General features: G+C 45.0%; 11 protein-coding genes. 1 reads left to right on the forward strand and 10 read right to left on the reverse strand.

What is annotated here, in order from left to right:
* Window positions 1–13: 13 nt before the first annotated feature.
* The 3 genes from WG8_RS14610 to WG8_RS14620 form a co-directional block, all read right to left on the reverse strand.
* On the reverse strand, window positions 14–2,539 hold the full coding sequence (locus tag WG8_RS14610) for a transglycosylase domain-containing protein (RefSeq protein WP_007430980.1): 2,526 nt from the start codon (window positions 2,537–2,539) through the stop codon (window positions 14–16).
* 549 nt (window positions 2,540–3,088) lie between these two features.
* Window positions 3,089–3,742 carry a hypothetical protein gene (locus tag WG8_RS14615; protein WP_007430981.1) on the reverse strand — a complete coding sequence of 218 codons (654 nt, stop codon included), beginning with the start codon at window positions 3,740–3,742 and terminating at the stop codon, window positions 3,089–3,091.
* Between the two features lie 209 nt (window positions 3,743–3,951).
* Window positions 3,952–4,482, reverse strand: a complete 531-nt coding sequence (locus WG8_RS14620; RefSeq protein WP_007430982.1) for a pyridoxal phosphate-dependent decarboxylase family protein — start codon at window positions 4,480–4,482, stop codon at window positions 3,952–3,954.
* Window positions 4,483–4,533: 51 nt separating this feature from the next.
* Between WG8_RS14620 and WG8_RS14625 the strand changes: the two genes are divergently transcribed.
* Entirely contained in the window at window positions 4,534–4,767 is a 234-nt protein-coding gene (locus WG8_RS14625; RefSeq protein ID WP_043891088.1) for a LysR substrate-binding domain-containing protein, read from the forward strand.
* Window positions 4,768–4,845: 78 nt separating this feature from the next.
* On the opposite strand, the gene WG8_RS14630 is transcribed toward WG8_RS14625, so the two are convergent.
* The 7 genes from WG8_RS14630 to recG form a co-directional block, all read right to left on the reverse strand.
* The gene (locus WG8_RS14630; RefSeq protein ID WP_007430983.1) at window positions 4,846–6,114 is read right to left on the reverse strand and encodes a DNA polymerase IV; all 1,269 of its coding nucleotides are present in this window, start codon (window positions 6,112–6,114) and stop codon (window positions 4,846–4,848) included.
* A 204-nt stretch (window positions 6,115–6,318) separates the two neighbouring features.
* Window positions 6,319–7,119: an HAD-IIB family hydrolase gene (locus WG8_RS14635; RefSeq protein WP_007430984.1), complete on the reverse strand. Its 801-nt coding sequence runs from the start codon at window positions 7,117–7,119 to the stop codon at window positions 6,319–6,321.
* Between the two features lie 52 nt (window positions 7,120–7,171).
* The gene (locus tag WG8_RS14640) at window positions 7,172–7,351 is read right to left on the reverse strand and encodes a hypothetical protein (protein ID WP_007430985.1); all 180 of its coding nucleotides are present in this window, start codon (window positions 7,349–7,351) and stop codon (window positions 7,172–7,174) included.
* Window positions 7,352–7,710: 359 nt separating this feature from the next.
* Window positions 7,711–8,931 carry an MFS transporter gene (locus WG8_RS14645; protein WP_007430986.1) on the reverse strand — a complete coding sequence of 407 codons (1,221 nt, stop codon included), beginning with the start codon at window positions 8,929–8,931 and terminating at the stop codon, window positions 7,711–7,713.
* Between the two features lie 161 nt (window positions 8,932–9,092).
* Complete coding sequence (locus WG8_RS14650) at window positions 9,093–10,091, reverse strand: ROK family protein (RefSeq protein WP_007430987.1); 999 nt, start codon at window positions 10,089–10,091, stop codon at window positions 9,093–9,095.
* Between the two features lie 267 nt (window positions 10,092–10,358).
* Window positions 10,359–10,646, reverse strand: a complete 288-nt coding sequence (locus tag WG8_RS14660) for a stage VI sporulation protein F (RefSeq protein ID WP_007430988.1) — start codon at window positions 10,644–10,646, stop codon at window positions 10,359–10,361.
* Window positions 10,647–10,757: 111 nt separating this feature from the next.
* Window positions 10,758–12,806 carry an ATP-dependent DNA helicase RecG gene (recG, locus tag WG8_RS14665; RefSeq protein ID WP_007430989.1) on the reverse strand — a complete coding sequence of 683 codons (2,049 nt, stop codon included), beginning with the start codon at window positions 12,804–12,806 and terminating at the stop codon, window positions 10,758–10,760.
* Window position 12,807 lies beyond the last annotated feature (1 nt).

Raw genomic sequence — 12,807 nt, forward strand, 5'->3', positions numbered from 1 at the left:
TCATCCCCCGTTGTTAGTTTTTGGGTTGATCAGGCGTTGTTTCAGGATAAATAACCTCATCAGGCTGCGTTTTTGGAGTCTCATCCTGGGTTTCTGCATTAGAAGGAGTCTCCTGCTCATTTTCGGCAGCAGGCTGCGAAGTATCTACTGATGGCAAATCATTGTTCTCATCAGGCATACTTATCCCAGTGTCTGTGTCAGGAATAGAAGGAGTCGTCTCCTCTGATGGAACTTCCTCTTGGTCTGTTGCAGGTTCTTCTTTCGCTGGAACCTCTGTTTTCTTTATATCTGGTTTGGTTGATACCGATGGTTTGGAAGAACGGGGAAGCTGTTCCCTCCCGACTTCGGTCGGCACATATTTTTGGTTAAACCAGTCGGTTACGAGTTGGCCAGATTGGCGGGAATAGCGCCCCGGAAGTTTACCTGTAAGACTAGAGACCGTAACTTTCACAACACCTTCTGGCTGTATAAAATGCTTATTCTTGAAAAGCTGGGGCTGAGCCTTGATCGCCTCATTCATGATTAGCGCCCATATCGACTGTGCTCTGGTATGCCCTGCTTGTGATAGTGTATTCACCTGTTGACGATAACCAGCCCAGACGCCAAGCGTAACGTCAGGGGTGTAGCCCATGAACCACACATCACCAAAGTTTTGTGTCGTACCGGTTTTACCGGCAATATCAATGGTGCCGTAGCTTCTAAAAGCCTTTTGCAGTCGTTTCCCGGTTCCCCTCGGGTCAGATATAACAGTCCTGAGCATATCTGTCATCAAAAATGCGGTTTGCTGCGAATATACCCGCTTCGACTGTGGTTTATATTCATATACAATCTTGCCATTGGCATCCGTAATTTTGCTGATCAGATGAGGTGCATTGTATACCCCCATATTGGGAATCGTTCCATATGCTGCAGTCAGCTCCTCAACGGACACGCCTTTACTTAGTCCGCCCAGTACACCTGTCTGGGCATATTCATCCTGTGGCTGTATCGTCGTAATTCCAAGAGAACGAACAAAATTCCAAGCATTATGAATTTTAACTTCATATAAAAACAGCCTCAGAGCAGGAATATTGATTGACCGATTGAGTGCTTCACGGGCCGTCATAAGCCCTTCGTATCTTCTATTATAATTTTTAGGAATATGATAGCCTTTACGTCCGTCTTTCAATATAATTTGCGAATCATCAATAAGCCCAGCAGGCTGAGTATAACCCTTTTCCAAAGCGGGCAAATAAGCAGCAATCGGCTTCATGGCAGAACCGGGCTGACGTGTCATTTGCGTTGCATAGTTCATTTGCTCGGTATTAAAATCCCTGCCCTCGATCATACCGAGTATTGCTCCCGTTTTATGATCAATCATGATGGCTGCAATCTGCTCTAATCCCTTCTGCTTGCTGTATGGAGAAAAGTTTTGCGGATTGGCTGCAATCTGCCGCATATCATTATAAATTTTCTTATTTATCGTTGTATAAATTCGGTAGCCAGACCGCTGCAGCTCTTCTCGTGTATTTTGAAGAAGCTCGGCATGCTCGGGCTTGGAAAGCTCGGCGGCCGTAAGATTTGGATTTTCCTGAAGCGCTAATAACTGAGCGGCCTCACGCTCTGTCTCCAGCATCAAATAAGGAAATGTATTATAGCTTTTTTCACGATGTGGCGCAAGCGTGGCCTTAACATCAAATTGGAGCGCTTCATAATATTCCATTCGTGTGAGTTTGCCTGTTGCCAGCATCCTTGCCAGCACGACACGTTGGCGCTCCATTGCTTTGTTGAAGCCTTCTTCATCAAAGTTCCCTTTACCATCAAAAGCAGAATAAACAGACGGCAATTGCGGCAGACCTGCCAAATAAGCCGCTTGAGCAATATGAAGCTTATGTAGATCACTTACATTAAAAATTCCTAATGAAGCAGACTTAATTCCATACAAATTATAACCAGCTGAACCGTTGCCAAAAGGCATTTTATTTAAGTAAGCTGTTAAAATTTTATCCTTGCTCATGAAACGCTCCATACGCAGTGCAAGCAGCATTTCCTTCACCTTACGGCTGTCCGTCTTGTCAAGGCTGAGGAAAACCCGCCGGGCTACCTGTTGCGTCAGTGTGCTACCGCCTGTTTGGCGGTTCTCATTCAGAAGCTTCTGTTTGACAGCCCGAGCCGTTCCTTTTAAATCAACACCACGATGCTCATAAAACTGACTGTCTTCCGTTGAAATAAGAGCATCTATAATAGACTGAGGAACATCCTTCAGGTCAACGAGCTGTCGATCCTCCTCCATGCGCATTCGTCCAACCGGAGTTACCTGATCATTAAAATATACAAAGCTGGTCAGAGCATTTTCATCTACTTTCTCATATATCAACTGACGTGATCGTACAGGTTCATCATGAACGAGCGCTGCCACATAACCAGATATAAGCCCTCCGGCAAATAGCACTCCCAACAAGCCTGCCAGCGAGAACCACTTGATATTAATCAGTAAAACTTTACCGAAAATACGCCACCTGCTGCGTTTTTGAGATGATGGTCGACGTTTTGGGTCCATAAAAATGATTTTCTCCCCTCGATGTTCATTCATTTTCCATCTATTTACGTTCAACATAATATGATACGCCATGTTAGGTTTCCCGTAAACTGGAACGTTCCAAAAAATACATTTGTATTAAGAACACTTGTTCTGTATATAATACTACTATATGTGTTTACATTCAAGAATATTTTGGAAAAGTAATGGACACATATCTGGAAAGGAGGTTGTAATTAGTGAAGGAGCGCAAGCAGTAAAAAATCTCCTGACCTTATCATTGTACGCCCGAGTATGCAGCATTATATCGACATTTCATTAAAATAACTAAAATCCATTATGGCCGTAGTACCCAACCCATTAGATAGCAGACCGGAGCCTGGGTCAGAATATCCCAAACTCTTTAGTACAGTAACCTCGTTAGGTGCAGTTGATTTCATTGAAATTGAGCTTGCGGGAGGATACATTTCGGTTCAACATCCGACTGCATCCATAAAAAAAGCTTTCCATAGCCACCCTTTGGGGTGATTATAAAAAGCTAATCTGCTTTGCAGCATCTATAGCGCCCGCTTAAAATTTTCCAGGAAACTGTTTGACAATACCTTCTGTCAGGATGTCCGCAAAATGAATCATATGGATCTCGTTTTTGTCGGTTGCTGCAATATCCGCTTTCCAATCTCCTTTGATACAGTTAAGGACTATTTCCGTAATCAACTGAAGATGCGTATACAGCATATCTTGTAGCACTTTAAACTGCCAGTTCGGATTCGCTGTGCTTAAAAATTTGGCGATATCGTCAGCGTTTGTATGCCAATCCGCCTCTAACTTTTTTACATCCGCCTGATTGCCCGCTTTGGCAGCCGCTACAATTTTAACTGCGATCAGAATATGCTCTCTCAGAAGATTAGCCAGCTTATTACCGGCGGCTTCCCCATAATAAGGCTTGATCACATTGCCTATGTCCTGCTGGTTCCGTAAAAGCCGGTCCAATACATCCTTCTGATCTGGACGATTAGATATGGCGCTGACAATATAGCTTCTCGTCCATATCGTATGGTCGATCCATACCTTCTGCATATCGCCTTTTAGTTGCACCATTTTGGGACTTATGCAAGCAGAATCCTTCTTCTCGCCTACCTTCGCTTGCGCGGATACTACTACCGGAGTCATGCTAAAAACGAGCGCCAAGGTTAACGGCAACGCCAGCAACCATTTGTTTTTCACATTCATCTGCTCCTCTGTACGTTTGAGAATAAACAGGCTGTCTTATTATGGTTGAAATATCCGATTTTATACAGAGGATTATTTACGGCGTTCCGCCATTTTGCGAAGCCATGCATAGAGCACATTTAATTTTGTCCCCTCCCCTTCATTAATGTCTTACTCACCAGTTAAAATGAGTTTGGCTTTTCCATCGTAGAAAACTATTTCTCTCATTCGATGCTCCGTCCTATATTCGATAGAAGCTGAATTGTATTCCTCATCTCATCTTCGGTAGTGTCTGGATGGATTGCACAGATTCTGAGAACTGTTTTTCCATTGAGCTGCGTCGTAAGCACAGAGGCATATCCGTTTTCCACCATTTCTTGGGAGATCCTCTTGTTGAGTGAATCTAATTCTTGGTCGGATAATCCAGTTGGAGCATATCGAAAATTAACAATCGCTAACTGCGCCGGGGATACAATTTCCCAATGATTATAATTTTTAATTTCATCTTCAGCCCATTCTGCGAGTTGAACTCCATGCTCTATGGCTTCACCGACAGCATTAGTCCCTAATGCTTGCAGTGTCATCCATAGTTTCAAACTTCGAGCAGGGCGCGTTAATTCAGGGCCCATATCCCAATAATTAATCTGTTCTTCACCCGTCTCGGCATCTTTCAAATATTCAGGATGTGTGCTGAAGCAGTTTCTGAGGTGCTGCTTTTCTTTGACTAAAATTACGCTGCAGCAATACGTCTGCATTAACCATTTATGTGCATCCCAACTAATGCTATCCGAACGTGATATCCCGTTTTGGAAATTGGAAATACGGATATTATTCTCAAGTTTCTTCTGAACAATGTAGGAATATCATTTCTCCCTTTTTTCGTAGTACGCGAGCTTGTGGAAGCGGGGAAATTATCAATCATCAATACCGATTGCGTCAGCATTCAAATGTGGAGCCAACTTGCGTATCATAAAAACAAATGGATCACTCCGCAGATGCAACGATTCATGGATACCATGAAAAAGCATGCATCCAAGTGAAGACTTGTGACAAGAGCTTAATTCCTTAAAACAAAAAGCCGCCGATGATTGCGCGGCTTTTTGTGCTCTTTATTTGTCTTACCTATAATGTCCCCCGATTTTCAAGGATCTTTCCAGAGCCTGACCGGCCTGCATTAAGGAGGAGGCTCTTACGATCGCCGCGTTGCCATAACGATCCTTGATGCTGTCCGTGGCTTTCTCTAAAGAACGTGCTCGCTCCTGATCTTCAAAAAAGGAAAGCTGATACGTCTCCGCGTTCGTCAAACCGCTCAGGCTGACGCCCAGGCGTCTCACTGGCATATGGTCCCAGAATTTATAGAAGATCTCCTTTACGGCTCTGTAAATTTTATTCGTATTGTTGGTTGGATCGGACAGCTTCATCTGGCGCGAAAATCCGGTCGGCGCCTCATAAGGGCTGCACATGCAGCCGACGGTAACGACAGACCCCATATGCCCTTTGCGTCGGCTGTCCCGGCACACCTCCTCTGTGAGCTCCAGCAGAATGGTCTCGATCTCGTGAGGCTCTACATAATCTTTAGGCAAGGTCATCATATGGCCGATTGACTTCTGAGGGGTGCTGAACGTATATGGAGCGACGGGGCTGTCGTCCAGGCCGTTAGCGGTTCTCCACATCACCTCAGCCTGAATGTCCGATTGCTTGCCGAAATGGGCGCGGAATTTGCGCTTCAGCTCCGGCAGCGGTGTTCTGGCGATATCCCCTATAGTGGTCATCCCGAGTCGTGCGAAATGGGCCGTCATGCGCGAGCCCACGCCAAACATTTTATTCACCGGCTGCGACCATAGCAACTGCTCGACATCTGTCTTGAGAAGTGTAAAAATGCCATTCTTGTTCTTTTTGGCCCATATATCGGTTGCGATTTTGGCAAGAATTTTGTTTGAACTAATCCCAATCCTAACCCAGACCCCGGTCTGCAAAAGAACCTTTTCTTGGATTTCCTTTGCAATATCTAAAGGGTCACCAAACATTTTTAAACTTTTAGAAATATCTAAAAACTGTTCATCTATGCTAAAAACTTCCACTAGATCGGTGTATTCTTTGTATATATCTGTAATTGCCAAGGAAACATCGATATAATATTTCATACGGGGACGGACAATCACAAGCTCAGGACACTTCTTGAGAGCTTCACCGAGCCGTTCTGCTGTAGACACCCCGAAACTTTTTGCTATAGGACATGCGGCCAGAATAATTCCGGACCTGCGTGCCGGATCTCCGGCCACTACAAGTGGTTTATTTTTATACTCCGAGTGGGAAGCTTTTTCAACGCTGGCATAAAAGGACTGGCAATCCGCCAAAAGAATGGTCCGCTCAATTGTTTTAGTCATGACTGCACCTCCAAAAAACCGATTACATACGAACATACATTCTTGATTATTATAAGACCAAACACTAGTTCTGTATTCAGGTAATTTATAGGATTGTATTAGATGAAGTCAAAAGCGCCATGAACCTGATGATCAGGTCATAGCGCTTTTGAATGCACACAATCCGTAGTAAGAAAGGGCTATGGGAATTGCTTCGCTTTCTGCCTACTGCAGATCCAGCAGCTTCTGAATAGTTAATAACACCCCGTTCTCTTCATTGGATTTTGTAATAAAACTGGCCGCCTTTTTGGTATTCTCACAAGCATTGCTAACTGCAAAGCTGTACTTCGCAATACTCATCAGTTCCACATCATTTTCACCGTCTCCAAAGGACATGGTTTCCTCAAACGTCACGCCAAGCATATTCTGCAGTTTTTTGACTGTTTCCCCTTTATGTGTGTGAAGAGCGGTAATATCCACCCATTTGGGTTCAGAATCGACAATGTAGATTTGTCCCAGCAACGTATTTTCCACATGTTTTCTCAGTGCAGAGCTTCGGCTTTTGATATCGAAAACAGTAATTTTATTAAAATCACCGTCCATTTGTTTAAATGAATCAATTTTAGCCACTTTTTCGTAAGAGCCTTTAACCACGTTGAACCATTCATCTTTTATTGTAGAAAGCACATAAGCCGTATCACGGATACATGCAATAATCGTAACTTCCGGATCAAAACGTTGAATCTCATCAATGGCTTGCTGAGCCAGATCATGTTCAATCGTAAACTCCTTGACAACTTCCCCGTCTTTCTTGATCCTTGTTGCGCTATCCCCCAGTATCCAGACGCCTTTGCCATGCTCCCCGAACAATTTCTCTACTCTCTCGCACTGCTTCCCGGTACAAGCAACAAAAGCAACATCTTTTTTTTGCATTTCGTCATATACCTGGTTAAATAAATCAATATCAAATAACCCTTTGTTATTCAAAAAGGTTCCATCCAGATCGGTCACGACGAGTTTAAGCATATAAGTCCTCCTGGTATTCTAATAATCTGTCTGTTCTAATGCGATTTCCTTATCAAGTATCACCTTCACCTTCATTCCCATGCCCATTCCCATGTAGTCCACGGATAATTCGCTCGTGTGAACGTTGGGCGTAAATATGTGTCAGGGGAGATTCAGTCACACCTCTAACAGCAAAATATGCGCCAATCAGTATAAACACACCTAAAATGGCTTGAACGATGATTGACATCATGTATTCGACCTCCTAAATAAGCGTTCAAAAGTAAATACACTAACTTTATAATGTTATTTTACAAAGTGTTCACACCAAAGATGTGACTTTTCTTTGTCAAGAAAGGTGTAGACCCGGCATTTATACCCCTTCCCAGACTAGTAGCATTGGGACCGCCCTAGGGAAAGCTGTTTGCTACATTGCAATCGTAAACGTTGTAATGCATTACATGTCAAGATTTATTTTTTGAAGTTGTGTTCTATTCAAACAGGTCGTCAATAGAACGAATTGGTTTCACTTCAATCGGCTCTCCAGACATCACCATACATAGATAGGTCCCAATCCATATGACAGCACATAATAACACATACGCTAACATCCTAATTCCTCACTTTCTCTCGTTGGTTTAAAATGCGGTTTACCCCCTCTGCACTCATCAGCATGAAAATAAGGAAAACAAGCACAACAAACGGGAATAAGTTGATGCTCGTCTGTGTAGCGATTATGCCAAAAAGCGGAGGGAGAAACGTCGTTCCCGTATAAGCGACAGCCATCTGATATCCCATCAGCCTTGCCGAATTCTCCCTTCCAAACCGGGTTGGCGTTTCATGAAGAAGCCCGGGATAGATAGGGGCAAGCCCAAGTCCAATCAGAATGAATCCAACCAGGGAAAGAGCGCCAGGCAGCGGAAGCAAAAGAATGACCCCGCCTGCAATGGCAACAAGCTGACCGCACCGGATTAACACACGATTATGGAGTTTCAGCGTAATAAAGCCTGTAATCATCCTTCCAATCGTAATACCACCATAGTATAAAGAGATCCATCCCGCAGCCGTCTCTGCTGTGATATGCCTCGCACCAACCAAATAACTGGCTCCCCACAATCCCACCGTACTTTCAACCCCGCAATAGAACAAAAAGGCGATAAGGGAAGGCTTGACGCCTTTGATATGGAGTACGTTGGTTTTGACATTTCCCTCTGGCTGTAATAGTACGGATTCAGCATGATCATGCTGTATGTCATTTTGTGCAGACTCAAGCTCACGACTCACCGCGATACGTTTCCATAAGGGGAGCGTAACAAACAAAATGAGGACGAGGGTGAACTGGATCATGGCTACTGCTGTATACCCCCCTCTCCAGGAGTTATGATCAGCAATATAGTAGGACATCATAATCGGACCCATAGTTGCTCCTAAGCCCCAGAAACAGTGCAGCCAGTTCATATGATGGGCCTTGTAGTTTTCGGCTACATAATGATTCAGAGCCGCATCTACGGCACCTGCGCCAAGGCCAAGAGGAATAGCCAAAATGACAAGCCAAAACATGAAGGGTGCCATAGAGAATCCAAACAACGCTCCGGCAGTCAGCAAACAGCTGATCAGGGTCACTTTGCCTGTCCCCAATCGTTGAATCAAGTTTCCGCTAGCCAGACTGGATATGATCGTCCCTCCGGCTACAACCATGGACAAGATGCCGGCGGAGCCGAGTGAAGCCCCCATGTCGGGCCACATCACCGGCCAGGCCGATCCAAGCAAAGAATCTGGAAGCCCCAAGCTAACAAATGCCAGATAGATAACAATTAAAAACCAAGTTGCCATACCTCACCTCTCTCATTATGAGTGAATCTTTATTGCCATTCCCACCATAAATAAATATCTTTATAAAGAATCTTTATTTAATATGCATCAGTAGCTTTTCTTTGTCAAGACATGATGCAGAAAGAACCCCTGCAGTAATTCTGGGGGTTCTTTCTGCTCATTTAAATGATCAGGACCGGTTCCAATTCTTTGAGTGTGAGCCAGCGCATGCCTGCTTCAAAGTCCTGTTGAAATGTCTCCTGTAAAATCACTTCCGGAAACGATGGCATAGGCTGCTGAGTCTGATAGATTTCCCATGCATTGTACCAAGTATCTGCTTCCACTCGATCCTGATAGATCACAATTTTATCTGGAGCAAGCACGGCGTTGACGCTTTGAATGATTTGGCATAATGCATCCACAAATGTTTCCTTATCCATTTCACGATACCAATCAGGACTCATGGGGAGAAACTTGATTTCTCCGGCCATGCCATTCTTTCCTTTGACTATCTTTCCATCCAGATATATCCCCATTCCTGGCGGGTACTTCGTAGGAAAATATATGCCAAGTACACATCGCACATCATCCAAGTCCTGTTTCGCACAATACCCACTTATGGCGGCATTAACATCATTTTCCACCATAACAGGCAGCCCAAATTGCGATTCAATCTCTTCAATCATGCGATAACCCGTCAGCTCCCGATGACTGCTCACCGTAATTTCACCATTGACAGCCTGTCCAGGAATGCCTATGCCAATCACTTTAATGGAAGGATACAACGCAAGGAAACGCCCAATAACCTCATGGAAATGCTGCCGTTCAAAAACAGGTATTAAATATTCTTCTTTTAGCAGAATATGATCTTCCAGGTTAACGACTGCTGCTGAAACAAACCCTTGTCCTTGCTCCTCTTTCATATAAATGACGAGCGCGAGGCTGAAATCATAATTGTAACGATAGGTTAGCGCAGGTCTTCCGCCGTTGGATGGAACGGTTTCATCTTCGAATATCTCTCCAAGGTCATGCAGTTCCTTCACAAGTGAATTCACCGTAACTACACTCAGCTTGGTGAGCGAGGCCAACTGCGGTTTGGTAGCCGTTTCAACACGTTTCATCGCCTGACGCACATTGTTTAAATTGATTGCTTTCATCAAATTAGCGTTTGCTTTTTTCATAAGTCCCCCTCTTTATGCACACATCTCATACATATACTATGATTTTACACAGATATCGATCGGTTTTCACCTTTATCTATACGGCAGCACCGAGGTTGAAAAAGTATGTCCTTGTCTAAATACCTCAAACGCATACGTTTTTTGGGCAAAAAGAAAGCTATGAATAGAAAAAAGTAATAAAAAAGGATCGCCTGACACCAGGCAATCCTTTTCCATAAGTGCTTCACATAGCACATGGGAATGCTTTAAATCTCCTACCACATGCAATCAACGGAACATTCCCCACAGCTTGATCAGATGGAACGTGTTAGACGGGTCAATTTTTTGTGCCAGTACAAAGGCTGTCAATTGCTCCTCCTGTGCAGGCGTCAGCCGCTCGTTCAAAATTGCAGAAGTGGACTTTACAAGTTGACGTACTTTAGCCTTGTTTTGCAGGTCTGCTTTGGTTACACCTTCGATCTGCTGCTTAACCCGTTCCTTGAGCACACGGTTTTTCATTTTCAACTTAATTCTCTCCACCAGTTGCGGGCTGATTCCATATTGCTGATAGCTCAATGTTGCCACACCTCCCATATCATTCGGTCATTCCCAAATATATGACGGCCAGCCTGTCCATTGTGCCTATCTGTTTAAAACGATTGGAACAACCTCATGATTCTTGCTGAATCAGTCAATGAGATCCCCTTGGAAAATCTGTTCTTTTTGCAAATAGCCGCGCAGTGCTTCATACTGTGGAGATGTCCAAAAGGACGAATCCTTGATCAGATCCGTTGCATCCTCACGAGCCTTTTCCAGCACCTCAAAATCCGCTACCATATCTGCTATGCGGAATTCAGGTAGCCCACTCTGCTTGGTGCCAAAAAAGTCACCCGGCCCTCTCAGGTCCAGATCGCGTCTGGCGACCTCAAAGCCATCGTCGGTATCGGTCATCACCTTCATCCGCTCCTGACCAACCTCCGACTTGGGATCAGCAACCAATATACAATATGAGGCATGGGAGCCCCGTCCGACACGCCCACGCAGCTGATGCAGCTGGGACAGTCCGAAGCGATCCGCATCCATAATGATCATGAGCGTCGCATTCGGCACGTCTACTCCTACCTCCACAACCGTCGTTGAAATGAGCAGCTGAATCTCATTCGCATAAAAAGAACGCATAACCTCTTCTTTTTCCGCAGGAGTCATTCGTCCATGCAGCAACCCGACATGGTAATTCGGAAAAGCCTGCTGCATTTGAATATGCAAATCAATGGCATTCTGTACGTCCAGCTTCTCCGACTCTTCAATTAACGGACAAATCAGATAAGCCTGCCGCCCCTGATCCACCTCACGGGAAATAAAGCCAAGCACCCGATCCATCAGATCATGCTTTACCCAGTACGTCGAAATTGGAATACGCCCCTTGGGCCGCTCTGATATTGTAGAAACATCCATATCACCAAAAGCAGTAATCGCCAACGTACGCGGGATCGGTGTTGCCGTCATGGTCAGCACATCGGGATTGTATCCCTTGCGACGCAATATGCTGCGCTGGTTCACGCCGAATCTGTGCTGCTCATCCGTCACGACAAGCCCGAGCTGGCGGAAATATACATCCTCCTGAATGAGGGCATGGGTGCCTACCACAATGTCCAGCAGCCCCATCTGCAGGGAAGCAAGCAGCTCCTTACGTTTCTTTCCGGTCGTACTTCCTGTCAGCAGCCCCACACTGATTCCAAAGGGCTCAAACAGCTTCTGAAGCGACCTCATATGCTGCTCGGCCAAAATTTCGGTTGGCACCATCAGTGCCCCCTGAAAACCGGAACGCACGGTAGCAAATAAACCAATAGCGGCAACAACCGTTTTCCCCGACCCGACATCTCCTTGAAGCAGACGGTTCATACAATAGGGCGAGCGCAGATCATGCAGTATTTCCAGCTCGACCTTCTTCTGTGCATCCGTTAATTCAAAAGGCAAGGACCTCACGAATTCACGAACTGTAGCATTGTCCACCGTATGCACAACCCCGTCTGCTCGACCACGGTTTAACGCCCGGAATGCCTGCATTTTCAGCTGGAATAAAAAAAGCTCCTCATACACCATGCGGCGGCGAGCCTCTTGCCCTTCGCGGTTGTCCTCAGGCTGGTGTATACCCGTAATGGCCTTTTTACGAGGCATCATGCTATATTTACGTACAAGCAGCTCTGGCAAAATTTCAGGAATCATTTCACCGAACTGCTGAAGCGTCTGATTCATGGTTTTTCGCATCCAGCTTTGCGTAATCTTGCCGCCTATAGAGTACACAGGCTGAAGTGTCCCTGAACGGGCCACTCCTTTATCGGGAAACTCGGAATCCGAAACGGTCATTTGCATCCGCTTAAGGTCCCATTTACCAGTCACCACAATTTCACGACCTGATGTTAGCTGATCCTTCAAAAAATGCCGATTAAACCACGTCGCGGTAAACATCCAATCCTCGGCCATCAATTTACAAGTCAACCTTGATTTGCGGCCGTATCGTTGAAGCACCGGAATACCCATAATTTTGGCCTGTACCGTAATCTTATCTCCGTCCTTCACTTCGCTTAGCGAACGCAGGCGATAATCTTCATACCGAAACGGATAATATTCCAGCATGTCCTGCACGTTAAAAATGCCAAAAGCGTGAAGCTCTCCTTCTTTGAGAGCACTCACGCCGTGTATTTGTTTCAATGGTATTTGATCCAGTTGCAACATA

It is taken from the genome of Paenibacillus sp. Aloe-11, from assembly GCF_000245715.1.
GTDB lineage: Bacteria > Bacillota > Bacilli > Paenibacillales > Paenibacillaceae > Paenibacillus > Paenibacillus kribbensis.

Bases quoted from the DNA above. Each gene is read 5' to 3' on its own strand.
- WG8_RS14640 (WP_007430985.1), bottom strand. From the start codon at position 7,351: ATGATGTCAATCATCGTTCAAGCCATTTTAGGTGTGTTTATACTGATT.
- WG8_RS14645 (WP_007430986.1), bottom strand. From the start codon at position 8,931: ATGGCAACTTGGTTTTTAATTGTTATCTATCTGGCATTTGTTAGCTTG.
- recG (WP_007430989.1), bottom strand. From the start codon at position 12,806: ATGTTGCAACTGGATCAAATACCATTGAAACAAATACACGGCGTGAGT.
- WG8_RS14650 (WP_007430987.1), bottom strand. From the start codon at position 10,091: ATGAAAAAAGCAAACGCTAATTTGATGAAAGCAATCAATTTAAACAAT.
- WG8_RS14620 (WP_007430982.1), bottom strand. From the start codon at position 4,482: ATGCAGACGTATTGCTGCAGCGTAATTTTAGTCAAAGAAAAGCAGCAC.
- WG8_RS14635 (WP_007430984.1), bottom strand. From the start codon at position 7,119: ATGCTTAAACTCGTCGTGACCGATCTGGATGGAACCTTTTTGAATAAC.
- WG8_RS14610 (WP_007430980.1), bottom strand. From the start codon at position 2,539: ATGGACCCAAAACGTCGACCATCATCTCAAAAACGCAGCAGGTGGCGT.
- WG8_RS14630 (WP_007430983.1), bottom strand. From the start codon at position 6,114: ATGACTAAAACAATTGAGCGGACCATTCTTTTGGCGGATTGCCAGTCC.